Raw genomic sequence first — 23960 nt, forward strand, 5'->3', positions numbered from 1 at the left:
CGGGTACGACAGATTTGCGTCGTCAGTGGACGGTGGTCGGCGATCCGCTCGCCCCGGCCAGCCACTCGTCGGCCAGCACCGACCAGACTTCGAGGTCGATTCGCTCCTGCGGGCCGGGGATGACCTGGCGCAGCGTGCCGTCCAGGCGCAGGCCGAGTCGACGGGCGAGTGCCTTGCTGCGGGTGTTGTCGGCGTTGGTCCGCCACTCCACCCGCTGGATGCCGCGCTCGCGCACCGCCCAGTCGACGATCCGGCGGACCGCCGGCGCCACCATGCCCTTTCCCTCGGCTGCCGGCTCCACCCAGCAGCCGACCTCGCAGACACCCCGGGTCACGTCGAACGACACGAGCATGACCCCGCCGACCAGCGTGCCGCGCCACCACAGCCCCCAGATGCCGCCGCTGTCGCTGGCCCACCGGTCGGCGTACCGCTGCAACACCGCACGGGCCGACGCCAGGTCGGTGGCCACGAAGGTCGGCGACACCCAGGGCTGGATGTGCTCCCGGGCCCTGTCGAGATTGGCGAGGAACTCCTCGGCAAGCCAAGGGTCCAGCGGGCGCAGCTCGACCTCCTCGGTCAGCGGCAGGGCGAACACCGGGCCTCCCCGAAGGTGCGCTGGCAACGACGGGTAGCAGACTCGCACAGGGCCGCAGGCCGGCTGCGGGCCGGGGCCGCTCACTCCGGCAGATGGGTACGCAGGGCGGCGAACTGGGCCACTGTCAGGTAGGAGGGGTTGGCGGCCTGAGGTTGACGGAACACCTCCAGGTCAGCGAGTCGGTCATCGGCGCGCAACACCGTGCGGGGCACCCGGTCGCCGGCGGCGAGGATGGGCAGGTCCAGTGGCACCGACCAGGGCTGGCCCCCAGCGCCTGGCTCGGCCACCCCGGTGACCCGTCCGACACCCCACACCCCGTATGGCAGTCGGGCACGGCTGCCGCTGGCCCAGAAGACCACCGGCTGCCCGGCGCGCATGAGCCGCGCCCGATAGCCGGGGCGTACGCACCAGCTCGTCACCAGTGGCTCGGCGGCGAACCGGGCGTTGAGGTCGACCAGGTCGGCGTTGCCTTTGATCAGCCAGGCGCCCAGGTCGTCGAGGCGCACCCGTGGCTCGGTCATCCGCTCATCCTGCCCCGCCGACGGCCACCCCAATCAGATGATCATGTGGGTCCAGTAGCTGAGCCAGAGCACGAACAGGGCGCCCTGCACGACGGCGAGCGTCGCGGTCAGCCACACGTCGACGCTCGCGCGGCGGGCCCAGCGCGCCAGCACCAGAGCCACCGGGAAGGCGGCGAGCAGGTAGCGCAGCAGACTCTTGTACACCGCCGGGCCCATCGACAGGGGCACCAGCACCATGAGTACGCCGTACACCAGGTAGGGCAGCTCCCGGCGGCGGAACCCGGCGACCAGCACCGCCAACACGGCCACCGCGAACCACAGCCGCGCGGCGTCGCGTGGTTCCCCGGCCAGCCCGTGCAGCAGCACCGGCACCGGGTTCTGCACCCTGATTCCCCAGCCGGTCTCCTGGGCGTGCTGGTAGGCGAACCAGTCCCCGCCGCGCCACCGGCAGTACGCCATGAAGGTGAACCACCCGGCGGGCAGCAGCAGCAACGGCCAGCCGATCCGCAGATAGCCGAGCAGGGCGCGCGGGCCGAGCCGCCAGTCGTGCTGGCGGAGCAGCACCAGGGCCAGCGGCAGCGCCACGAGCAGGCCGACGGAACGGCTCATCGCCAGGAAGTAGCCGAGCACACCGACCAGCAACCAGCGGCGCCGCTCGGCGTAGTAGAACGCGGCCAGCGCGAGACAGACGAACAGCGACTCGGTCAGCGCCGCCTGGAACAGGAACGCGGTCGGCAGCAGCACCAGGTACCGGGTGAACCGGCGGGCCGCGCCCGCGTCGCCGAGCAGGAGTTCGGCCAGCCGGTAGCCGTACCAGAGCGCCAGCAGGAACGCCACGTTGCTGATCACCAGCAGGGCCAGCGCGTTGTCGCCGCCGAGCACCGCGCCGAGGGGCCGGGCCAGGAACGGGTACAGCAGCGGGAACCCGAAGTCCCGCCACGGCCCGGTCAGCGGCAGCTCGCTCAGCCGCAGGTAGAGCAGAGCGTCCCAGGCGAACCAGAAGGAGATCCACCGGTGCCCGGAGATCTCCCGCTGTTGCGCCCACATCAGCGCCTCGTCCGGCGGCGGTGCCCCGGGAATGCCGTCCCAGGCGTGCAGGGCCAGCAGCCCTAGCAGGGTCAGCACCACCTTCGCGCCGAGAAACAGACCGATGACGTACGCCCAGGGCTCCGGCACCCGGCGAGCCAGGCGGGCCGCTCCGCGGCCGGCCGTGGCCGTGCGGGCGGCCAGCGCCGCCGCGCCGCTGCGCCACCGGTGCATCCGCCCCCGCTCCCCCGGTCCATCGGCCCGCCCGCCGCCGCGCGGGGTGTCGCCCTTCTTGTTGTACGCCGCCGCGCGCCGCACCGGAGCGAAAATGAACCACCATCAAGGGTGACATTACGCGCAGAACGGGTACGCGCCGCGCCTCAACCATGACGGTGGGCAGGGAGCGCGGCAGCATGAGCGAGCAGCACGGCACGGTGATCATCGGTGCGGGGCCGGCAGGGCTCACGGCGGCGTACGAGCTGCTGAGACACGGCCTGCCGGTGCAGGTGTTCGAGGCGGACGAGGTGGTCGGCGGGATCAGCCGGACCGTGGAGCGCGACGGGTGGCGGTTCGACATCGGCGGGCACCGGTTCTTCACGAAGGTGCCCCGAGTGGAGGCGTTCTGGCACGAGATCCTGCCCGACGAGGACTTCCTGACCCGACCCCGGATGAGCCGGATCTTCTACCGGGGCGCGCTGTTCAACTACCCGCTCAGCGCCATGAACGCCCTGCGCAACCTGGGGCTGCCCGAGGCGGCCCGCTGCCTCGGTTCGTACGCCCGGGCCCGCCTGCGCCCACCGAAAGATCAGTCGCACTTCGAGGGCTGGGTGTCGGCCCGATTCGGCTGGCGGCTGTACTCGATCTTCTTCAAGACGTACACCGAGAAGGTGTGGGGAATGCCGGCCGACCGGTTGCAGGCCGACTGGGCCGCGCAGCGGATCAAGAACTTGTCGCTGGCCACGGCGATCCGCAACGCGCTGCTGCCCAGCCGCCGGCGCACGGACGTGACCAGCCTGATCGAGGAGTTCCAGTACCCGAAGTACGGGCCGGGGATGATGTGGGAACGCTGCGCCGAGCAGGTCCGCAAGCGTGGCGGACAGCTGTCGACCGGCACCTGGGTGACCGCCGTGCACCGCGACCCGAAGCGACGGCGGGCGATCAGCGTGACGGTCGACGGCGCGGGCGGGCAGCGTACGCAACCGGCCGGCGACGTGATCTCGTCGATGCCGATCTCGGAGCTGGTGTCCGCGATGCGTCCGCCGGCACCGCCGGAGGTGCTGGCCTGCGCCGCCGACCTGGGCTACCGCGACTTCCTGACGGTCGCGTTGGTGGTGCCGGCGGAGTTCTCGTTCCCCGACAACTGGATCTACGTGCACGACCCGGGAGTGCGGGTGGGCCGGATCCAGAACTTCGGCTCCTGGTCGCCGTACCTCGTCAAGGACGGGCGCACCTGCCTCGGGCTGGAGTACTTCGTGTTCGAGGACGACGAGATGTGGCGTACCCCGGATGCCGACCTCGTGGCGTTGGCGACCGCGGAGCTGGAGCGGTTGGGGTTGGTCCGACCCGGTGTGGTGGAGGCCGGCTACGTCGTGCGCATGCCGAAGGCCTACCCGGTGTACGACGAGCGCTACCAGCACAACGTGGACGTCATCCGTGCCTGGCTGGCCGAGGCGGTGCCGAACGTGCACCCGGTGGGCCGCAACGGCATGCACCGCTACAACAACCAGGACCACTCGATGCTGACCGCGATGCTCACGGCCGAGAACATCGCCACCGGCAGTACGCATGACGTCTGGTCGGTCAACGTCGAGCAGGACTACCACGAGGAGTCCTCCGGCGGCGACGGTCGACGGGGCACGGGCCGGGACGCACCGGTGGTGCCCAGCCGGATCATCGCGGCTCCGATCAACGTGCCCGAGGGTGTCGGTGCGGCGGGGAGCGGCGATCGACCCAGGCAGGTGCCGCTGGGCTGACGCCGCCCGACCCTGCGCCGCGCCACACATCGGCGATCCCGACGGCAGTTCAGCGATGTTGAAGCAGGCCTCGCTCGGCCATGTGGGCTCGCAACGTCTCGGCATCCTCGGCCGACATCAACCAGCGTGGGATCACGGTGGCCGGCATCCGGCCGACGTACACGATCCAGAAGTCTGGAGTGTCCCTGACCTGGGCGACCCCGTCCCAGGCGATGCCGCCGGACTCCGAGCCGCTACGCATCATGATGTTGGCATCGGTGATGTCGTAGGCGCCCTCGACGGCATAGCCACTGGAACGGCGTCGGGCGCGCAACCGCACCCAGGGCCAGTAGAGCATCGACAGCACGCCACCCACGATCAGCGTCACCCACAGCGGCGAAATCTGCTCGCCCCACGAGAACCCCCGCGACAGTGCCACACCGATCGCTCCGACCGCCGCCAGCGTCGCACCGATGTAGCTGAACCTGCGCAGCCGAACACTGGCGAGCGCAGCGGCCACCCGGCCCGGGTAGGCGGGATCGGCGGGGACGTCGAATCGGATGTGCACGTCAGAACGATAGTGCCCCGAACCACGTCCGGGCCTGGCGGACACCGAACCGCCGGAGTGCTGGCCAGGGTGCTGTGACACATCGCCCACCCCAGAGGCCAGCGAAGCCGACAGCCGATACCTACAGTCGGGCCATGAGCACCGACGAAGGCGCGCGGGCCTGGCTCCGCCGGCACGGAGCGGAGCAGATCGCCCATCCCGGTGGCAACCTGTACGCCCACCTGTGTCGGGTCAGCGAACGACTCGCCGTGCTCGGCTGCGGCAGTGACGTGCAGGTCGCGGGCCTCACCCACGCCGTCTACGGCACCGACGGGTTCGACCTCGCCCTGCTCGATCGCGCCGATCGCGCGGTGCTGCGAGACCTCATCGGCGCCGACGCGGAAGAGCTTGTCTACCTGTACGGCGCCTGCGACCGTGAACGCAGCTGGCGAAAGCTGGCACAGACCGGCCAGGTGTTCGACCGCTTCGCACATCAGGTGCGGACGCCGGATGCGGCTCAACTGCGGTCGCTCGTGGACCTGAGCATCGTCAACGAACTGGACGTCATTGAGCAGGATCCTGCGGTGGCGGACCGGCACGGCCCCTACTTCCGCGACCTGTTCGCCTCCTGGGCCCCACTGGCCTCCGCGCCGGTCATCCGCGATGCGCAGCGGGTCCTGCGGCCGTGACATCGATGACACACACGCGCGTACGCGTGCGAGCCGTCTACCCCGGCAGCTTTGATCCCTTCACTCCCGGGCATGCGAACGTGGTGAACCGGGCACGCGGCCTGTTCGACGAGGTGGTCGTGCTCGTCGCGGTCAACGGCACCAAGCATCCGACGATCAACGAGCAGGAGCGAGCGGCCGCCGTTCGGGCCATCCTGCCGGTGGAGTGGACCTCCGTCACCGTTGTGGCCTGGAGTGGATTGACCTCCGCCTACTGCCGAAGCCACGACGTGGGGGTGATCGTCCGCGGCGTGCGCAACACCACCGACCTTCAGGCCGAGTGTCAGCTCGCCGCGATGAACCAGTCGCTGGGCGTCCCCACGGTATTTCTGCCCGCGCGGCCCGAACTGGCCGCGGTGTCCTCCACCGCGGTGCGGGCGCTGGGGCCGTTGCCCCCGTCCACGCGGCCGTAGGCAGCCAGACATCGGCAGACCCCAGGCGTCACGGCAGGTGCGTGCAGTGGGCCACCGTGGCGTCGTCCGGGGCCTGAGCGGCGGCGGCACCGAGGCCGTCGACTTCGGCCTGCCGGACGCGGCGGATGACACCGGATGGGCCGTCGGCGGCGAGCATTTCCAGGACGCCCGGCCAGTCGGTGAGGCCGTACGGGCTGACGATACGGCTGGCACCGTTGCTGAGCAGCGCGGCACCGTTCAGGTCGGCGAGGGACCGGCTGCCGGTCACCGCCTCCCGGGCCGCGCGCGGGTCGTCCTTGGCGATCCAGTAGCCGCCGACCTGGTTCCGGCGGGCCCGCAGCGCCTCGGCGCAGGAGTCGCGGACGCGGTCGTACTCCAGGGTTCCCTGTGCAATGCCGTCCAGGGGCGCCGAGCAGTCACGCCGGGCGGTGACCTCACGGTCGTCGGTGATCACCTGAGGGCCACCGTGGGCCGGGTCGAGGATGAGGAACGAGTCCGCGAGCAGCAGATAGTCAAGGCGGCCCCGGTACGCGCGCACCACCGCGACGGTGGCCTGCGGGCTGCGCGGGTCCCCGATGTCGCAGGTGTCGCCGTGCGCGGCGGCTGTCTCGCCGATGGCGGTGGCGAGGACGGCCGTGAGGTCCTGCCCGTCGTCGCGCGACAGGTGGCCGAGCAGCGCTCCGCCGAGACGCTGCGTGTACCAGGCGACCCCGTGGAAGCAGAGTGATTCGGCCCCGGGGATGCCGGCACCGTCGAGCAGGACGACAGCGCCGGGAACCGCGCCGACGAAGTCCTCGTTCGACCGACCGGCCCGACCGGCGCTCGTCGCCAGGCTGACGTGCACGTGTGCGCTCCCGTGCGACAGATGCCTCGATTGAGGTCAGACGTATCCGGTCCAGGGTTCTCCGACGCCCGCGCGCACAACGCTGCACCCGGGAGGGAGGTCAAGAACGTCGATCAGGCTGGGGTCCTCGTCGACGGCATGGTGCAGGTGCCCGACCTTGCCGTCGCTGCCGCTCGCATCGGAAGCTCCGATCAGCTGCCAGACGCCGTCGTCCGCGTCGTGCCTGACGAACAGAACAGGCTCGTCGCGTTCGAAGACCTCAGGGGTCTGGATACAGCTGGTGCCCAGAAGCCAGTGCCGCATCCACCAGGCTCGCCGATCGCGCTGCATGACCTGGTCGGTGACCCACCAGACGAACGGCAGGTCCTCGTGGGCGCGCGACTGGTCCGCGGTCAGGTCCGGGCCGCCCTGCGGGACCCGCTCGAACGGCTCGTCGACGAGCGAGAACGCGTGACCGTCCTCGTTCGCGAAGATGACCGCGTGGAACGTGCCACCGCCAGGATTGCCGGCACCGATCCCGATGGACAGACGGGCGACGTGCGGGTCCGAGCCGGTGGTCCAGCCGAACGCGTACGAGGCAAGCTCACCATTCGGCCCCACGAACTCGCCGAACGCACGCCGGTCCATGCCGCTGACATCGGCCGTCGGCACCTCAACGAGCGCGCCCTCCAGCACCTGGATCTCCACGCCGGCAACATAACGGATCGGCGGTCGTCGCTCTCGGACCAGGTGCCCGGACGGCGGCAGTAATCGAGGTTGACAGGCTCAAGCCAGCTGCGGCAACCTTGCGGTTCACCACGCGAATGGCGTGGCCACTCTGCATGAAGGAATGACGCCTGTGATCCGGGTAGGCCGAGCGACCGCCTGAGTGTTGACCACGCGACGAATGGTCGTCGCGGTGTTCTCCACGGTGAGCGGTCCAACGCTTCTTTCGCCCATCGCAGCTTCTCCCATGCATCGAGGTTCACGTTGACCATGGATGTCCGCATCCAGCAGTCCGTCGTCGCCAATCTGTCCAATCGACCCGCACCCGTAGAGGTGGGGCCATTCGTGATCGGGATGGATCCGACAACGGCCAGTCCCCACATCAACTACGCGACTCCGCATCCCGGTGCTGTCATCACCGCAGCTGACGTCACCGCCCTGGCCGCGGCCTTCCGCGCAGCTGATCGCAAACCGCGCCTGGAGTACGTCATCAGCTGCGCCCCCGGTCTGGAGGCACTCCTGGTCGCTGCCGGCTTCATCGTGGAAGCGCGGCACACCTACCTGGTCTGTGTGCCGGGCGCATTGACGACACCACCCACGCTCGACCACCTCAAGCTGCACGAACCCGGCACCGATGCTGAACGCGCCGCACTGATCGGTGCCCAGAACGAAGCCTTCGGCGGCGATCCGGTGGCCTCCAGTGCTGACGTGGCTCGGCTCCGGCGCCAACAGGAGGCCGGCGGCGTGATCGTCATGGCCGTCACCGACGACGGCACCTGCGCCGGAGGCGGTGGAGCGGCCCCGCCCACCGGCGCGGTGAGCGAGGTCGCCGGCATCGCCGTTCGCGCGCCCTACCGCCGTCGGGGACTGGCTGGCGCGATCACCGCCGAGATCACTCGGCGGCTGTTCACCACGGGCACGGAGATCACCTGGTTGGAGGCCTCCAGCGAGGATTCGTGGCGGATATACGAGCGCGTCGGCTACCGACCCACCGGTGAACGGCTCTACATCGGTTTGGGCTGAGGTCCGAAACAGGCCCCGGGCGGAGGTCCACCGACCAAGGCCCGGGGTCGCCTCTCCGGCACACGACGAAACACCCCGGTCAGGGTTTGCGGGCAACCGCGCCGTAGATCGAGGCGTCGGCCAGGGCTGGCCGCTGCTCCGGCGGCACCTGCGGGCGCCACTCGGTGACCGGGACGATGCCGGGCTCGGCCAGCTCCAGACCGGTGAAGAAGCGGGCGAACTCCGCACGGTCGCGGGGCACCGCGTCCTGCTTCATCCGGCCGGAGTCGAACTCGGCGTACATCCGCTCGACGATCTGGTTGGGGATGTGGTCGGTGGTGAAGTGGGTCAGCGCCAGCCAACTGCCTGACGGCAGCGCGTCGAGCAGCCGGGCGACGTGCTCGTGTGGGCGGTCGTCGTCGGTCAGGAAGTGCGTCACGGCGATCAGCACCAGGCCCACCGGCTGGGACAGGTCAAGTGTGGTGTGCAGTTGCGGGTCGGCGAGGATCTTCTCCGGGTCACGCAGGTCGGCGTCGAGGTAGGCGGTGGCGCCGGCCGGGTCGCTGGTCAACAGCGCCCGAGCGTGGACCAGCACCATCGGGTCGTTGTCGACGTAGACCACCCGGGACTCGGGCACGACAGACTGCGCCACCTCGTGGGTGTTGTCGGCGCTCGGTATGCCGGTGCCGATGTCGAGGAACTGCCGGATGCCGGCCTCCTCGGTGAGGAACCGGACGGCCCGGCCGAGGAAGGCCCGGTTCTCCCGGGCAAGGGTGCGTACTCCCGGGTAGACGGCCGCGATCTGGTCCCCGGACTCCCGGTCGACAGCGAAGTTGTCCTTGCCGCCGAGCCAGTAGTTGTAGCGGCGAGCCGGATGCACCACAGTGGTGTCGATCCGGTCGGCACCCCGACCCTCGGATGATTCCGACGTGGATGGCACCGTCACGAGACCTCCCCAGGTCACCCGGCTGCGTCGCCGTGTGGCACGACGCACGATCTGACCATGGTAGGTGCTGGGCATGGGAGCGAGGGGCCCGTCCGGGCCTCACCGACCGGCGGCGACACCGTAGGAAACCGCTTACCAGTGCGCTATTGACGGTCATCACTGGCTGTCAGTACCGTGATGCGGGCAGCAAGAAAGCGCTTTCCGGCCCTCACCGTCCAACAGGGAGCGAGCGCCCCGATGCCCCGACACCTCCGCGCGTTCTGCCTCATCCTGCTCACCATCGCCGCCGTGGTGAGCACCACCACCGCCCTGCCCGCCGAAGCCGCCCCACGCTTCCGGGTGCTGGTCTTCTCCAAGATCACCAACTTCTACCACGACTCGATCCCGGTCGGCATCGCCGCGATCCAGCAGCTCGGCGCCGCCCACAACTTCGAGGTCGTCGCCACCACCGACGCCGCCGCGTTCACCGACGCCAACCTCGCCACGTTCGACGCCCTGGTCTTCAACAACACCAACTCGCTCCCGACCTCGGGCGACCTGCTCAACGCCAGCCAGCGGGCCGCGCTGCAGACGTTCATCCGCAACGGCGGCGGCTGGGCCGGCCTGCACGCCGCCTCGGCCAGCGAGCGTGACTGGCCCTGGTACGAGGGCCTGGTCGGCACGATCTTCGACTATCACCCCGACTTCTCCTCCACCGGCGGCACCTTCCCCGGCCGGGTGAAGGTGCTCGACCGGGCGCACCCCTCCACCCGCAACCTGCCGGAGCTCTGGGAGCAGAGCGAGGAGTGGTACAACTGGCGGACCAACCCGACCGGCAACGTGCACACCCTCGCGCAGATCAAGGTGCGCGACGGGATCAACGGACTGGACGAGGGCGTCGACCACGCGTACTCCTGGTGTCAGCGCTACGACGGCGGCCGGTCCTGGTTCACCGCCGGCGGGCACGCCAGCTCCCAGTTCAGCAGCGCGACGTTCCTGGAGCACCTGCGCTACGGCATCGAGTGGGCGGCCGGCGCTGTCGCCGGCGACTGCTCGGCCACCAGGACCAGCAATTTCGAGCGGGTGGGGCTGGTCACCGAGAACCTGGCCGACCCCTTCGAGTTGGCCGTCGGCCCGGACCGGAAGGTCTACTACATCCAGCGCACCGGCGCGCTGAAGGTGGTCAACTCCGACACCCTCCAGGTCACCACACTGCTGGACTTCGCGTACACCTCGGCGATGACCGACCAGTCCGACGGGCTGCTCGGGATGACCCTCGACCGCAACTTCGCGAGCAACGGCTGGATCTACCTGCTCTGGTCGGACAAGACCCTCAAACAGCTGAACCTGTCCCGGTTCACTGTCGCCAACAACAGCGTCGCGCTCTCCTCGGAGAAGCGCCTGCTGACCGTCCCCACCTACCGGGGTGAGGGTCGGGCCAACTCGCACATGGGCGGTTCGCTGGCCATGGACGCGGCCGGGCGGCTCTACGCGGCGATCGGCGACAACACCGACCCGTTCGCCTCCAGCGGCTACACGCCCGTCGACGAGCGGGCCGGCCGCGCCGCCTGGGACGCCCAGGGCACCGCCGGCAACACCAACGACCTGCGCGGCAAGATCCTGCGGATCACACCACAGGCCGACGGTACGTACACAGTGCCGAGCGGCAACCTCTTCCCCGCCGGCACCGCGAAGACCCGCCCGGAGGTCTACGCGATGGGCATGCGCAACCCGTTCCGGATCACCGTCGAGCCGCAGACCAACGCGGTACTGGTGGCCGACTACGGCCCGGACGCCCGCGCCGCCGATCCCAACCGTGGCCCGGAGGGGACTGTCGAGTTCAACCGGATCACCAGTGCCGGCAACTACGGCTGGCCGTACTGCGTGGGCAACAACATCCCGTTCAACGACTACAACTTCGCCACCAGCACCTCCGGGGCGAAGTTCAACTGCGCAGCGCCGGTCAACGACTCGCCCAACAACACCGGCCTGACGACCCTGCCGGCGTCGAAGTCCGCGCTGGTCTGGTACGCGTACTCGGCCTCCACCCAGTTCCCCGAGGTCGGCACCGGCGGCGGCGGGCCGATGAGCGGCCCGGTCTACGACTACGACCCGGCCAACACCCGCACCACGAAGTTCCCCGAGTACTTCGAGGGCAAGTGGATCACCTATGAGCTGACCCGCAAATGGTTCAAGACGCTGTCGATCCACAAGACGGCGCAGACCTTCAGCAACGCGCGCTTCGGCCCCACCGCCGTGGGTGACCTCCAGTCGATCAACGGGATCTTCGGCAACATGAGCTGGATCCAGCCCTTCGAGGCGGAGTTCGGGCCGGACGGCTCGCTCTACGTCATCGACTTCGGCGAGGGCACCGGCAGCGGTCGCGGCGGCAGCAACGCCGGCGCGGGCATCTACCGCATCGACTACGTGGCCAACGGGCGACCACCGGCCGTGAAGATCGCCGCCACCCCGGACAGCGGGCGCACCCCACTCGCGGTGTCGTTCTCCTCGGCCGGGTCGGCCGCCGGTGACGGTTCGGCGCTCAGCTACGCCTGGGACTTCACCAACGACGGCAGCACCGACTCCACAGCGGCCAACCCGAGCCACACCTACTCGACAGCCGGCAGGCACACCGCCCGGCTGACCGTCCGCAACAGCGGCAACGGGTTGACCGCCACCGCGGTCACCGAGGTGGTGGTCGGCAACACCCGGCCCACGGTGACCATCACCGTGCCGGACGGGGGCTTCTTCGACTTCGGCGACAAGATCCCGTACACGGTGACGGTCACCGACCCGGAGGAGAGCACTATCGACTGCTCGAAGGTCACCGTGCAGACGCAGCTCGGTCACGACTCGCACGCCCATCCGCTGGACGTCTACACCGGCTGCTCGGGGCTGCTCGCCACCGAGGCCGACGCCGGTGACGGGCACGGGCCGGGGCAGAACCTCTACACCGTGGTCACCGCGCACTACACCGACGGCGGCGCGGCCGGCGGCGTACCGGCACTGACCGGCTCGACCCGGGCCCAGTTGCAGCCCAAGAGCAAGGAGGCCGAGCACTTCACCGCCCAGTCCGGCATCATCGTGAACGACCGGGCGACCGCCCGCGCCGGCAAGCGGCTCGGCGAGGTCGACCACAACGACTGGGTGGCGTACGGGCCGGTGGACCTGCGCAACGTCGGCTCGGTGACGCTCGGGGTGACCAACGGCGGGCTCGGCGGCACCATCGAGCTGCGGACCGGCTCCCCCACCGGCACCCTGGTGGGCGCGGCCACCATCGGCTCGACCGGCGGGTGGGACAACCTGGTGTCGCCCACCGTCACGCTCACCAACAAACCAGCCGGCACCACCACCCTGTACGCGAAGTTCGTCAACGCCGCCCAGGTCGGCGGCACCCCGGACCTGCTGTCACTGGACTGGTTGCGGTTCAACGGCGCCGGGGTCAAACAGGAACCGGGCGGGACGCTCGCCCTCGCGGCCAACGCGGCAAGCGGCACCGCGCCGCTGACCACCACGCTCACCGCCACCGCAACAGCGCCGTCCGGGCAGAGCATCACCGACTACGTGTGGGACTTCGGTGACAACAGCGCCATCACACACGGGGCGACGCTGCGGTCGACCGCCCACAGCTACCCCCGCAAGGGGACCTTCACCGTCCGGGTGACGACCACCTACACCAGCGGAGAGACCCGCTCGGCCAACCTGACCATCACGGTCAACTGATGATCGAGCGGTGGCGGGCAGGGATCGACCTGTCCGCCACCGCCGGGCCCAAGGCCAAGAGCGGTCTGCTTGCGAGTCACCGAGCCTATCGGTCAGCAGGCGCTGCACGTCGGCGACGACCTGCTCGGCATCCCTGCGCTCGGCCCGCGACAACAAACCAGCCACGACGGCCCGCGCCGCCAGCCGTTGTTCGCCTCCAGACCATCCTCGAACACCAACTGCCGCCGGGCAGGGTTTACGCTGTGGCTCACGGTCACTGCATGATCTTCGGCTTCCTCACGCCATCGATGATCATGCAAGGCGCCGTGCTCAATTGAGGCACCGCACCGGAGACGACGTGGCGAACCAGTTCCAGAAAGCTATGCGGTTGATGCGCAGCAACGACGCACAGACCCAGGAGGACGGGTTCCACCAGCTGCGGCCCCACGTCGCGCAGCACCTCGACGAGCTGATCATCGAGTTCAACCGCGAGACCGCCCATGGCCTGCGCTGCTGGTTACTCGAACTGATCGGTGAAGCCCGCGCCGAACAAGCCCTGCCTGTGCTCATCGACCAGCTCCACGGCGACGACGAATCGCTGCGGTTCTGGGCTGTCAGAGGCCTCGAACGGCTCGACACCAAACAAGCACGTCGCGAGCTGTACCAGGCCCGCACTACCGGCTTGATCCCCTGACCCGCGAAGCCAGATCGCGAAGCGTCACTGGAGTACCAGGCCGTGCTTCTGAAGTGCTCGTGTTGGGCCTACTCGCAACGGTGGGTAGCCTGCCGGCATGGCAAAGGTTGTCACCTACCTGGAGATGAATAACGCCAAGGACCTGCAACCTGGGAAGGTGGTGCCGGACCTTTTCCTACGGCGCGTTGACGGTGGCCTGCCGGTCGTGCGTGCCACCACTGCTCAGGTCGGAGGCCCCTACGGGTGGCGGAGTGCATCTCGCACGAATGAAGAGTGGCAGGAGCTGATGCAGCGTCGTCCGCGGCGCCAATACTGGCTCATCGCTCTGAAGGACGAGACCGTGGGGGTCGCAAATTTGGAACCCCAGCCTCACGGAGATGTGGAGATCACCACCTTTGGGCTGTTGCCCGAATATGTCGGGAGGGGTCTCGGTGGCCACGCGCTGACGCTGACCATCCGGCAAGCATGGGACAGTGAGGCCGTGGAGTCTCCGGCTGTACGCAGGGTTTGGCTGCACACATGCTCGTTGGACCATCCGAATGCACTACGCAACTATCAGCGACGCGGCTTGACTGCCTATCGCACGGAGGTCGAAGCCGAGTAATAGTCACGCCAACGAACCCGACTCGAAGACGATTCGCCTACTGTCGTTGCCGTACTAGGCTTCCGCCATGCTGATCATCGATGGCGCGGGCCGGTGGACCGCACCCGCCGAGGCCGCCAACGACTGGGTCGAACAGCTGAGAGTGCCGGACCTGTCGGTGGGGACCTACTGCATCCCGGCGGGCGGTTTCGACGCCCAGAGTCCGCACACCGAGGACGAGATCTACGTGGTCACCGCGGGGCGGGCCCGGATCGTGACCCCGGACGGCGCGGCCCAGGTGGGCCCGGGTTCGGTGATCTTCGTGCCGGCTGGCGAGGAGCACCGGTTCGACGAGGTGACCGAGGACCTGGCACTGCTGGTGGTGTTCGGCCCGGCGTACGGCTCGCGCGCTCCGGGTCCGCGAGCCGAGTAGAGCGGGCGAGTCGCCAGCCCGGAGGTTGACGGTGAAATCGCTTGGAGCTGCACCGAGGCGTGCAGTCGAGCCAGCCTGACTGCGTCGCCGGCTCGGCCGCGCCGGACCACGTAACGGTCGCTCTCCATTGTCATGCCGTGTCTCCCGTGGGGCTCAGATACGGTTTCGTCCTCCACAATGGTTGCACGCTCGAACCATCTGGTTGTACCGTCGAACCATGCAGCCTGGCGAGGTCGACGCGGCGCAGGAGGCCCTGATGCGGTTCGTCCGCAACTTCGGCCTCCACCAGCCCGACCGGACTCCGTGCGGGCAGCCGCTGCCGGTCTCGGAGGCGCACGCCATGGTGGAGATCGCCCGGGAGGGGCAGATCCGGCAGGTGGAGCTGGCTCGCAGGCTGCGTCTGGAGAAGAGCACCGTCAGCCGCCTGGTCACCAACCTGGTCAACAGAGGCTGGGTGCACCGGGAGACAGCCGAGGGTGACGGCCGTGGCGTTCTGCTTCTGCTGACGGCCGCCGGCACCACCGCCGCCGCCCGGCAGGCCGACGCCCGCCGGGACCGGCTCACCACCCTGCTCGATCGCGTCCCCGACGACCAGCGCGCGGCAGTGGTGCGTGCGCTCCAGACCCTCGCGGAGGCCACCAATGAACCGTCCTGACCGCCCTCGTGCCCATCGCGCGCTGCTCCTGGCGGCCGTCGCTGCCACCGCGCTCAGCGGCGGCTGCGCAGACGACCCGGCACCGTCGACACCGACGGCCAGCTCCAGTCGACAGGCCGACGTCGCCGAGCGAGGCGCGTCCGTCATGCCGTTCGACCTGGATCGCACCACGCACCGCTTCACCAAGACCGACACCGGTGGCGTGCAGACCGTGGTCGCCGACGACCGCCAGGACACCACCCAGATCACTCTTGTCCAGCAGCATCTGACCGCCGAGGTCGAGCGGTTCCGGCGTGGCGACTTCGGCGATCCCGCCCGCATCCACGGCACCGAAATGCCCGGCCTGGCAGCGCTTCAGGCACACGACGGGCGGATCACCATCGAGTACGCGACCACACCCGGCGGCGCACAGGCCACCTACACCACCGACGACGCCGCGCTCCGCGATGCCCTGCACCACTGGTTCGACGCCCAGGTCAGCGACCACGGCGAGCACGCCACCCGCTAGGCGCCACCGCCGGCCGCCCGGGCCGCGTGTCCTCGCCGCCGCCAGAGCACGGTGCACGCCACGGCCAGGGCCAGCTCGAGCAGCGGCGCGACGCCGACCCCGGCGAGCGTGCAGGCCACCGCCAGCAACGCGGGCGGCACCCAACACCAGGCGGGCACGGTCCGCGGCGCACGACCGCGCCGACGGGCCGCGGCTTCCACGGCCATCGGCACCACCAGCACCGGCAGCGCGGCGGCCAGGAGCGTCAACCACTGCAGCACGAGGCGGTCGAAACGCGCCACGGCCAGCACCCCGCCGAGGACCGCGACGACCAGCATCGCCGTACGAGCCGGCACGCGGGGGGCCAGGCCACGGATCGCCAGCGCCCCGGAGTACGTGGTGGTCAGCGCGGCGGCGAAGACCGCCACAGCGACGAACAGATTCGCGTACGCGGCCAGGTCCGAGCCGGCGGCCAGCAGCGCGACCACGTCGGCCGAGCCGGTCCGCAGCCACAGGCCGGCACCGGCGATCACCCCGAGCAGCGCGGGCCCGATCAGCAGCCCCACGCACCAGGCCAGGTCCCGCCGCCGGGCGAGGCCGACGCTGAAGTCCGGCGCGCGCAGCGCGAACACCGCCGCGTAACCGATCAGCGCGGCGGCGTCGGCGAGCCCACCGGCGGCGAGGCGAACCGGCGCACCGGGTGGCGGCAGCACCGTCAGGCACCAGCCGACCAGGACCACCGCGCTGAGCGTGGTGAGCACGGCGACCCGGTTGCCGAGCCGGGCCGGCCCCCAGGAGACGGCCAGCACCGCCACCTCCAGCAGCACCGGCCCGGCCCAGCCCGGCAGGTCCGTCAGGGCGGCCAGGGAGGCACCGCCGAGCCCGACGTTGAACCCGTTCCAGCCGACCATCGACACGGCCAGCACCGCCGCCAGCAGCAGCCGTGACGTGTTGCCCAGGTAGGCGGGCAGCACCGCGGTCAGCGTTCCACCGTCGCCGAGCGGCCGGCGCAGGCCGATCCGGCCCTGCCCCCAGAGCAGCGCTGCCACCAGCACCCCGCCGACCAGCAGCCCGGCGACCGGCACCGCGCCGCCGTGCCGGGCCGCCATCGCCGCACCGAGCACCAGCGTGGCGGGCGCGGTGCCGATGCCCAACCACGCGCCGACCGCCGCCGGCCAGCGTCGCTCGGCAGTTTCAGACAACGTGGCGCAGGTAGCCGGCTATCGCCGCGTCCAGCACCTCAGCGCCCGGCCGCGCCCACACCTCGGCGGAGAAGACCTCCACCTCGATCGGGCCGCCGTAGCCGGCCGCGTCGACCGCCTCGCGCAGCCGGCGCAGCTCGATGCACCCGTCGCCGGGCAGCGCCCGCCCGAGCAGCACCCCCTCCGGCAGCGGTGTCACCCAGTCGCAGACCTGGAACGCGGCGATCCGGGAGCCCGCCCGCGCGATCTGCGCGTACACCGTGTCGTCCCACCAGACGTGGTACGCGTCCACGACCACTCCGACCACCGTCGGGTCGAACCGCTCGGCGATGTCCAGGGCCTGACCGAGGCTGGCGATCACGCAGCGGTCGGCGGCGAACATCGGGTGCAGCGGCTCGATCGCCAGGCGTACGCCGGCGGCATGGGCGTGCGGGGCCAGCTCACCGATCGCGTCCGCGACCCGCTGCCGGGCGCCGTCGATGTCCCTGCTGCCCGGCGGCAGCCCACCGGACACCAGCACCAGCTCCGGGGCACCCAGTGTGGCCGCCTCCTCGATGGCCAGCAGGTTCTGCGCGCGCCAGTCGTCCGTGGAGAAGAAGCCGCCCCGGCACAGCGAAGTGACGGTGAGACCGGCGTCGCGGACCAGTTTCGCGGACCGGGCCAGTCCATGATCGGCGACCGGCTCCCGCCACAGCCCGATGCCCGGCACCCCGGCGTCCACGCAGCCGGCCACCACGTCGGGCAGCGGCCACCGCTGGGCGGTCGCCTGGTTGAACGAGAAGCGCGCGAGGCTCTGTGGGCTTGCCGTTCGCGACTGCGGGGCTCGCAGGACCGGCTCACTCCTCGCGCTCACTGCTCCACCCCCGCCACCGTGAACAGCGCTCGGGCGCGGGAGGCGGCCAGGTCGGCGTCCGGCAACAGTCCCGCCGCGTCGGCCAGGGTGAGCAGCGTGGCCAGATGCGCCGGGGACCGGCCGGACTGCGCGCCGCCGACCATGGTGAAGTGGTCCTGGTGCCCGGCAAGCCAGGCCAGGAAGACGATCCCTGTCTTGTAGTGCCAGGTCGGGGCCGCGAACAGGTGCCGGGCCAGCGGCACGGTCGGCGCGAAGATCTCGTCGTACGCCGCCAGGTCACCCCGGTCCAGGGCTGCCAGCGCGGCGGCGGCGGCCGGTGCGATGGCCGCGAACACCCCGAGCAGCGCGTCCGAGTGCCCCACCTCGTCGCCCCGGATCAGCTCCGGGTAGTGGAAGTCGTCACCGGTGTAGAGGCGTACCCCGGCTGGCAGTCTGCGGCGCAGCGCGACCTCCCGGCCAGCGTCGAGCAGCGACACCTTGATGCCGTCCACCTTCGACTGGTGTGCCTTGATCAGCTCGACGACGGTGTCGGCAGCCAGGTCCAGGTCGACCGCACCCCAGTAACCGGTCAACGTCGGGTCGAACATCGGGCCCAGCCAGTGCAGCACCACCGGCTCGTCGGCGGCGCTCAGCAGCTCGTCGTACACCCGGAGGTAGTCCTCCGGCCCGCGCGCCGCGGCGGCCAGGTGTCGGCTGCACATCAGCACCGGCCGGGCTCCGGCCGCGCGTACGTCGTCGAGCTGCTCCAGGTACGCGGCGGTGACCGCCGCCAGGGTGGCCGGGCCGGCGGGCAGCTGATCCGTGCCGACCCCCGCGACGATCAATCCTCCCGCCGCGCGGGCCTCGGCGGCACTGCGGCGGATCAGCTCGCGGGTCGCCGGGTAGTCCAGCCCCATCCCCCGCTGGGCGGTGTCCATCGCCTCGGCGACCCCCAGCCCGTACGACCACAGGTGCCGCCGGAAGGCGAGGGTGGTGTCCCAGTCCACCGTCGCCGGGGCGCCCGGCACGTTCTCCGCGGTCGGGTCGGCGACGACGTGCGCTGCCGCGTACGCGATCCGGCTGGTCGCTGGCGCGGCCGGGCGGGCGAAGCCGCTCCCCCCGGCCAGCCGGTGCCGTCGCCCGCCCGGCAACACCACCTCGGCGGTCATGAGCGCAGCTCCGGCACCTCGATGCGACCACCCTCGCGGGCGGAGCGCAGCCCCAGCTCGGCGAGCTGCACACCCCGCGCGCCGGCCAGGAAGTCCCACCGGAACGGCTCACCGGCCACGACGTGCCGCAGGTACGCCTCCCACTGCACCTTGAAACCGTTGTCGAACTCCTCGTTGTCGGGCACCTCGGCCCACTGGGCCCGGAAGTCCTCGGTGGCCGGCAGGTCCGGGTTCCACACCGGCTTCGGGGTCACCGCCCGGTGCTGCACCCGACAGTTGCGCAGGCCGGCGATGGCGCTGCCCTCGGTGCCGTCGACCTGGAACTCCACCAGCTCGTCGCGGTACACCCGCACTGCCCAGGACGAGTTGATCTGCGCGATGATGCCGCCGTCGAGTTCGAAGATCCCGTACGCGGCGTCGTCGGCGGTCGCCTGGTAGGCCTGACCGGTCTCGTCGACCCGTTGGGGCACGTGGGTGGCGGTCACGCAGGACACGGCGGTGACCCGGCCGAACAGCTCCTCCAGCACGTAGTGCCAGTGCGGGAACATGTCGACCACGATGCCGCCGCCGTCCTCGGTCCGGTAGTTCCACGACGGACGCTGAGCGGGCTGCCAGTCGCCCTCGAAGACCCAGTAGCCGAACTCACCGCGCACCGAGAGGATCCGGCCGAAGAAGCCGCCGTCGATGAGGCGCTTGAGCTTGCGCAGGCCGGGCAGGAAGAGCTTGTCCTGCACGACACCGGTGCGTACGCCGGCCGCGTCCGCCGCCCGGGCCAGGTCGAGCGCGGCGGCGGTGTCCTCGGCCAGCGGCTTCTCCGTGTAGATGTGCTTGCCTGCCTCGATGGCCTGCCGGATCGCCTTCTCCCGCTGCTGGGTCACCTGGGCGTCGAAGTAGATCTCGACGTCGTCGCGGGCCAGCGCCGAGGTCAGGTCGGTGGTCCAGTCGGTCAGGCCGTGCCGCTCGGCGATCTCCCGGAGCTTCGTCTCGTTGCGCCCGACCAGGACTGGCTCCGGCCAGATGGTCGTGCCGTCGGCCAGCGCCACGCCGCCGGATTCGCGGATGGCCAGCAGCGAGCGGACGAGGTGCTGGCGGTATCCCATCCTTCCGGTCACTCCGTTGACGATGATGCCGATCGACCTGCGGGTCATGGTGTTCCTTCCGTCGTGCTGGTCGTGCCGATCCGCGCTCAGTGGTTGGCGGCCGCGCTGCCGAGCAACCCACGCAGGTCGGTGGCGAGGCGGTCGAAACGGGGGTCCGACATCACCTGCGCGTAGTCGCGGTGCGCCGGCAGCTCGACCGGAAAGGTGCGGATGATCCGGCCGGGCCGGGCGCTCATCACCACGACCCGGGTGCCGAGGAAGACCGCCTCGGCGATGGAGTGGGTGACCAGCACCACGGTGGTATCGGTCTCCCGCCAGATCCGGTGCAGTTCGGCATTCATCTGCTCGCGGGTCAGCGCGTCCAGGGCGCCGAACGGCTCGTCCATCAGCAGCACCGAAGGGGAGTGCAGCAACGCACGGCAGAGCGCCACCCGCTGCTGCATGCCGCCCGACAACTCGTGCGGCAGGGCCTTCTCGAAGCCGGTCAGGCCGGTCATCTCGATCAGCTCGTCGGCCCGACGGGACGCCTGGGCCCGGTCCATGCCGCGCATCTCGGCCTGGAGCAGGATGTTGGCCCGGGCGCCACGCCACTCCAGCAGCGCGGCCTTCTGGAAGACGAAACCGATCTCCTTCTGTGGGCCGCGTACCGGGCGCTGCAACAGCGACACCGCACCGCTGGTCGGCTTGACCAACCCCGCGACGATCTTCAGCAGGGTGGACTTGCCGCAGCCGGACGGACCGACGATCGTCACGAACTCCCCGGGTTCGATGTCCAGTGAGACGTCGTCCAGCGCGGTGGTCTGCGACCGTCGGGAGGTGAACCGTACGGTCACCCCGGACATCCCGATTGCGGTGCCGGTGGCTGCCGGCGCGGCGGTCACGGCGTCACCCCTGCGCCGCGTACGAGGAGTCCCAGTACGCGTTGGGCGCCCCCGGGTCCTTCAGCTCCGCGTAACGGGACATCAGGTCGATGGTCTCGGTCCACTGGGCCTCGGTGTTCACTCCGGGCGGGCCTTCGGAGCCGAGCAGCGGCAGGTTGAGGGTGAGCTGCTTGGTGAGCACCTCGGGGGCGGGCTCGTTCTCGGCGAGGGCGACCATCGCGCTGACCGCTCCGGCCGGGTCGCGCGCGGCGTCGGCCCAGGACTTCTGGGTGGCTCGGACGAACTTGCGGGCCAGCTCCGGGTCCTTCTGCAGGGTTTGCGTGTTGGCGATCAGGCCGGTGCCGAGCAGGTTCATGCCGTAGTCGGCGAAGAGCAGCACGTCGACCTTCTTGCCGGTCTTGCTCTCGATGGTCGGCGCCTGGTCGTGGAAGAAGCCCATGATGGCGTCGACCTTGCCCTCGGCCAGGGCGGCGATCTTGCCGGCGGCGTCCACGTTGACGACCTTGACCTCGTCCTTCTTGACGCCGTTCTTCTCCAGCCAGGCCGGGAAGGTCGCGTAGAGGGCGTCGCCGGGCGTGCCGCCGACGGTCTTGCCCTTGAGGTCGGCCGGGGTCTTGATGTTCTCCTCGGTGAAGAACTCCACCGAGGACGGGCCCTTCTCCAGGTACGCGCCGAGGCTGCGCACCGGCATCCCACTGGCCACCGACTTGAGCAGCACCGGGCTGTCCGCCCAGCCGAAGTCGGTCTGCTTCTGGGCGACCTGCTTGACCGTGTTGCCCGAGCCGTTGCCGGGCAGGATCTTCAGGTCGATGCCCTCGGCGGAGTAGTAGCCCTTCTGCAGGCCGTAGTAGAACGGCGCGTGCTCGCCGTAGGGCACCCAGTTGAGGGTGAGGGTGACCTGTTTGCTGCCGTCGGCGCCGGTCTTGCCGGCGGAGTCGTCCCCACCGCAGCCGGTGGCGGCGAGGAGCAGGGCTGCGGTCGCCAGGATGGTGGTGGCGGTGCGTTTCATCGGTGCCTCCGTGATGGGGTCGGTCAGGAGGTGGTGAGGGACACGCCGGCGCGGCGGCTGGCGTGCCACGGGATGAGCAGTGCCTCGGCGATCTCGACCAGGACGAACAGGACGATGCCGATGGCGGACATCAGGATCAGGTCGGCGAACAGCAGCGGGGCGTCGAGATTGCCGTTGGCCAGCAACAGGACGTAGCCGAGCCCTTCGCTGGCGCCCACGAACTCACCGACCACGGCGCCGACCACCGCGAGGGTGACGGCCACCTTCAGGCCGGCCATCAGGTGCGGCAACGCGTTCGGGAAGCGGATCTTGCGGAAGGTGCGCCACGGGCCGGCGCCCATCGTGGCGGCGAGGTCGAGCAGCTCCGGGTCGGTAGAGCGCAGCCCCGCCACGCCGGAGATGACCACCGGGAAGAACGCGATGAGCACCGCCAGGATGATCTTCGGGGTGAGGCCGAGACCGAACCAGACCACCAGGAGTGGCGCGATGGCGATCTTCGGGATGACCTGTGCGAACAGGACGATCGGATAGAGCGCCTTGTCGAGGGTGCGGGAGTAGGCGATGGCCACGGCGGTGGCCAGACCCAGTGCGGCGGCCAGCACGAAGCCGAGCACCGTCTCGTAGAGGGTGACGAGGGTGTGTCGGGCCAGCTCGGACCACTGACCGGTCATCGTCTCCCAGACCTGGGCGGGTGTGGGCACCAGGTAGTTCGGGACGTACTCCTGCGCGGCCACGAACCACCACGCGGCGAAGACGACGGCGAGCACCAGCGCCGGACGCCAGAGCGAGTCGGCGAAGGCCGCCGCCCGGCGACCGAGCGTCGGTCGGGGTGGCCGGCCGCCGGTTCCGGGCGGTCGGCCAGCCACTGTGGACCGGCCCGGATCCTCGGCGGGTGTCGACGTTGCGGAGGCGAGCGACGCCGCCGGATCACCGCCCGCCGCCTCGGCGGCGGCCTGCCGGCCCGCCGTGTCCAGAGAGTTCTCGGTCACGCGGAACCTCCTCGGGGCCCGGCACGGCACCGATTTGACGGGCCGTTCGGCGGATCAGGCAAACGCTTTCCTGGAGCGTAGGCGGCACCTTCACGCCGGGCAAGGCCTTTCCTCGATCTGTTTCCACCGATGCCTGGCGACCCACCGGCTGTCCCGAAGGGACGGTCAGACGGCCGCCGGGTAGGTGTCCAGCAGGCCGCACATGCCGAGCCGACCCTGCTCGACCGGCTCGTCCACCGCGTACACCCCGGCCTCGGCCAGGTGACGGGGGTCGCCTCGCTCCAGGGCGTCGAGCTGGCTGTCGGTGCTGGCGGCGGCCCGGCCCGCGCCGGCCTCCCATCGCTGCCGCCACCCCGCCAGCAGTGGCTGGCGCAGGGCGACCGCGGCGGCGTGGAAGGCAGCCAGTGCCGCCGGCCCGCCGGACCGCAGCGCCTGGAAGCCGGTCACCGCGAGGTCACGTCGACGGTACGCGGCCCGCACGTCCGCGCCCGGCGCTCCCCCGTCGGGCAGCGCGGCCGCCGCGGCATACGCGCCCGGATCGGCCAGCACGTCGGGAGGGAAGGTCAGCACCGCGTCGCCGGCCTCGGGCAGGCCGCTGTTCTGCATGAGCACCACGATGCCCAGCCCGCCGGTGTTGACCAGGCGGTGCACGGTGCCCGGCTCGAACCAGACCACCACCCCCGGCCGCAGGGCTGTCTCCCGGAAGCCGGCGGTCGTCAGGGTCTGCACCGCGCCCTCGCCGTCGGTCACCACGTACCCCTCGGTGCAGCACAGGTGCACGTGCGGCGTGCCGCCGACCAGGCCATCCGGAGCGACGGTGTCGTAGACACGCAGCCGGGAGACCCCGACCCCGCCGGGCAGCGGGGCCGGCCCGTCAGGCATCGAAGGACTCGTCGGCGAAGCGATCGGACATGGCCGGGCCTCCCTGCGGGAAAGGGCTTTCTCTGCGGTACCGTGACGCTAGCC

At 70.5% G+C, this 23960-nt stretch carries 25 protein-coding genes; 10 read left to right on the forward strand and 15 right to left on the reverse strand.

Annotated elements, in window-relative coordinates:
- Nucleotides 1–22: 22 nt before the first annotated feature.
- The 3 genes from FBZ33_RS16050 to FBZ33_RS16060 form a co-directional block, all read right to left on the reverse strand.
- Nucleotides 23–595, reverse strand: coding sequence for a GNAT family N-acetyltransferase (locus FBZ33_RS16050; RefSeq protein WP_141909671.1), 573 nt, complete (start codon nucleotides 593–595; stop codon nucleotides 23–25).
- 80 nt (nucleotides 596–675) lie between these two features.
- Nucleotides 676–1116, reverse strand: a complete 441-nt coding sequence (locus tag FBZ33_RS16055) for a hypothetical protein (protein ID WP_141909672.1) — start codon at nucleotides 1114–1116, stop codon at nucleotides 676–678.
- Between the two features lie 33 nt (nucleotides 1117–1149).
- A complete protein-coding gene (locus FBZ33_RS16060) occupies nucleotides 1150–2460 on the reverse strand; it encodes a hypothetical protein (protein ID WP_255508892.1) in 1311 nt (436 codons plus the stop codon).
- 95 nt (nucleotides 2461–2555) lie between these two features.
- Between FBZ33_RS16060 and FBZ33_RS16065 the strand changes: the two genes are divergently transcribed.
- Nucleotides 2556–4115: an NAD(P)/FAD-dependent oxidoreductase gene (locus tag FBZ33_RS16065; protein ID WP_141909673.1), complete on the forward strand. Its 1560-nt coding sequence runs from the start codon at nucleotides 2556–2558 to the stop codon at nucleotides 4113–4115.
- A 49-nt stretch (nucleotides 4116–4164) separates the two neighbouring features.
- On the opposite strand, the gene FBZ33_RS16070 is transcribed toward FBZ33_RS16065, so the two are convergent.
- The gene (locus tag FBZ33_RS16070) at nucleotides 4165–4662 is read right to left on the reverse strand and encodes a YcxB family protein (protein WP_141909674.1); all 498 of its coding nucleotides are present in this window, start codon (nucleotides 4660–4662) and stop codon (nucleotides 4165–4167) included.
- A gap of 134 nt (nucleotides 4663–4796) precedes the next feature.
- On the opposite strand from FBZ33_RS16070, the gene FBZ33_RS16075 reads away from it, so the two are divergent.
- Nucleotides 4797–5330, forward strand: a complete 534-nt coding sequence (locus tag FBZ33_RS16075) for a DUF6817 domain-containing protein (RefSeq protein WP_141909675.1) — start codon at nucleotides 4797–4799, stop codon at nucleotides 5328–5330.
- Nucleotides 5331–5335: 5 nt separating this feature from the next.
- Nucleotides 5336–5782, forward strand: coding sequence for a pantetheine-phosphate adenylyltransferase (coaD, locus tag FBZ33_RS16080; RefSeq protein WP_141909676.1), 447 nt, complete (start codon nucleotides 5336–5338; stop codon nucleotides 5780–5782).
- Between the two features lie 28 nt (nucleotides 5783–5810).
- Here the strand turns inward: coaD and FBZ33_RS16085 are convergent, their stop codons facing one another.
- A complete protein-coding gene (locus FBZ33_RS16085) occupies nucleotides 5811–6626 on the reverse strand; it encodes a hypothetical protein (protein ID WP_185755316.1) in 816 nt (271 codons plus the stop codon).
- Nucleotides 6627–6662: 36 nt separating this feature from the next.
- Entirely contained in the window at nucleotides 6663–7313 is a 651-nt protein-coding gene (locus tag FBZ33_RS16090; protein WP_141909677.1) for a hypothetical protein, read from the reverse strand.
- Nucleotides 7314–7685: 372 nt separating this feature from the next.
- Here FBZ33_RS16090 and FBZ33_RS16095 point away from each other — a divergent pair, with 372 nt between their 5' ends.
- Entirely contained in the window at nucleotides 7686–8354 is a 669-nt protein-coding gene (locus FBZ33_RS16095) for a GNAT family N-acetyltransferase (protein ID WP_255509130.1), read from the forward strand.
- A gap of 79 nt (nucleotides 8355–8433) precedes the next feature.
- On the opposite strand, the gene FBZ33_RS16100 is transcribed toward FBZ33_RS16095, so the two are convergent.
- On the reverse strand, nucleotides 8434–9279 hold the full coding sequence (locus FBZ33_RS16100) for an SAM-dependent methyltransferase (protein WP_255508893.1): 846 nt from the start codon (nucleotides 9277–9279) through the stop codon (nucleotides 8434–8436).
- 237 nt (nucleotides 9280–9516) lie between these two features.
- Here FBZ33_RS16100 and FBZ33_RS16105 point away from each other — a divergent pair, with 237 nt between their 5' ends.
- The 6 genes from FBZ33_RS16105 to FBZ33_RS16130 all read left to right on the forward strand — a co-directional run bounded on the left by FBZ33_RS16105 (nucleotide 9517) and on the right by FBZ33_RS16130 (nucleotide 15833).
- Nucleotides 9517–12981 carry a ThuA domain-containing protein gene (locus FBZ33_RS16105; protein ID WP_141909680.1) on the forward strand — a complete coding sequence of 1155 codons (3465 nt, stop codon included), beginning with the start codon at nucleotides 9517–9519 and terminating at the stop codon, nucleotides 12979–12981.
- A gap of 337 nt (nucleotides 12982–13318) precedes the next feature.
- A complete protein-coding gene (locus tag FBZ33_RS16110; protein WP_255508894.1) occupies nucleotides 13319–13654 on the forward strand; it encodes a HEAT repeat domain-containing protein in 336 nt (111 codons plus the stop codon).
- 97 nt (nucleotides 13655–13751) lie between these two features.
- Nucleotides 13752–14258 (forward strand): GNAT family N-acetyltransferase, encoded by a 507-nt coding sequence (locus FBZ33_RS16115; protein WP_141909681.1) that lies wholly within the window; start codon nucleotides 13752–13754, stop codon nucleotides 14256–14258.
- A 67-nt stretch (nucleotides 14259–14325) separates the two neighbouring features.
- Nucleotides 14326–14670 carry a cupin domain-containing protein gene (locus tag FBZ33_RS16120; RefSeq protein WP_141909682.1) on the forward strand — a complete coding sequence of 115 codons (345 nt, stop codon included), beginning with the start codon at nucleotides 14326–14328 and terminating at the stop codon, nucleotides 14668–14670.
- A 217-nt stretch (nucleotides 14671–14887) separates the two neighbouring features.
- Nucleotides 14888–15325, forward strand: coding sequence for a MarR family winged helix-turn-helix transcriptional regulator (locus tag FBZ33_RS16125; RefSeq protein WP_141909683.1), 438 nt, complete (start codon nucleotides 14888–14890; stop codon nucleotides 15323–15325).
- Nucleotides 15312–15833 (forward strand): aspartate carbamoyltransferase, encoded by a 522-nt coding sequence (locus FBZ33_RS16130; RefSeq protein WP_141909684.1) that lies wholly within the window; start codon nucleotides 15312–15314, stop codon nucleotides 15831–15833. The genes FBZ33_RS16125 and FBZ33_RS16130 overlap by 14 nt, the downstream gene beginning before the upstream one ends.
- On the opposite strand, the gene FBZ33_RS16135 is transcribed toward FBZ33_RS16130, so the two are convergent.
- The 8 genes from FBZ33_RS16135 to FBZ33_RS16170 all read right to left on the reverse strand — a co-directional run bounded on the left by FBZ33_RS16135 (nucleotide 15830) and on the right by FBZ33_RS16170 (nucleotide 23876).
- Nucleotides 15830–17014, reverse strand: a complete 1185-nt coding sequence (locus tag FBZ33_RS16135) for a hypothetical protein (RefSeq protein ID WP_141909685.1) — start codon at nucleotides 17012–17014, stop codon at nucleotides 15830–15832. The two genes, FBZ33_RS16130 and FBZ33_RS16135, sit on opposite strands and share 4 nt — an antisense overlap.
- Complete coding sequence (locus FBZ33_RS16140) at nucleotides 17007–17843, reverse strand: sugar phosphate isomerase/epimerase (RefSeq protein ID WP_141912717.1); 837 nt, start codon at nucleotides 17841–17843, stop codon at nucleotides 17007–17009. The genes FBZ33_RS16135 and FBZ33_RS16140 overlap by 8 nt, the downstream gene beginning before the upstream one ends.
- Before the next feature lie 20 nt (nucleotides 17844–17863).
- A complete protein-coding gene (locus FBZ33_RS16145; protein ID WP_141909686.1) occupies nucleotides 17864–19015 on the reverse strand; it encodes a dihydrodipicolinate synthase family protein in 1152 nt (383 codons plus the stop codon).
- Nucleotides 19012–20163, reverse strand: coding sequence for a Gfo/Idh/MocA family protein (locus tag FBZ33_RS16150; RefSeq protein WP_141909687.1), 1152 nt, complete (start codon nucleotides 20161–20163; stop codon nucleotides 19012–19014). The genes FBZ33_RS16145 and FBZ33_RS16150 overlap by 4 nt, the downstream gene beginning before the upstream one ends.
- 38 nt (nucleotides 20164–20201) lie before the next feature.
- Nucleotides 20202–20957 (reverse strand): ABC transporter ATP-binding protein, encoded by a 756-nt coding sequence (locus FBZ33_RS16155; RefSeq protein ID WP_370453090.1) that lies wholly within the window; start codon nucleotides 20955–20957, stop codon nucleotides 20202–20204.
- A 43-nt stretch (nucleotides 20958–21000) separates the two neighbouring features.
- A complete protein-coding gene (locus FBZ33_RS16160) occupies nucleotides 21001–22005 on the reverse strand; it encodes an ABC transporter substrate-binding protein (RefSeq protein WP_088948509.1) in 1005 nt (334 codons plus the stop codon).
- A 23-nt stretch (nucleotides 22006–22028) separates the two neighbouring features.
- Nucleotides 22029–22994: an ABC transporter permease gene (locus FBZ33_RS16165; RefSeq protein WP_141909689.1), complete on the reverse strand. Its 966-nt coding sequence runs from the start codon at nucleotides 22992–22994 to the stop codon at nucleotides 22029–22031.
- 165 nt (nucleotides 22995–23159) lie between these two features.
- Nucleotides 23160–23876 carry a cupin domain-containing protein gene (locus tag FBZ33_RS16170; protein ID WP_141909690.1) on the reverse strand — a complete coding sequence of 239 codons (717 nt, stop codon included), beginning with the start codon at nucleotides 23874–23876 and terminating at the stop codon, nucleotides 23160–23162.
- Nucleotides 23877–23960: the final 84 nt, after the last annotated feature.

It is taken from the genome of Micromonospora sp. A202, assembly GCF_006715105.1.
Taxonomy (GTDB): Bacteria; Actinomycetota; Actinomycetes; order Mycobacteriales; family Micromonosporaceae; genus Micromonospora; species Micromonospora zamorensis.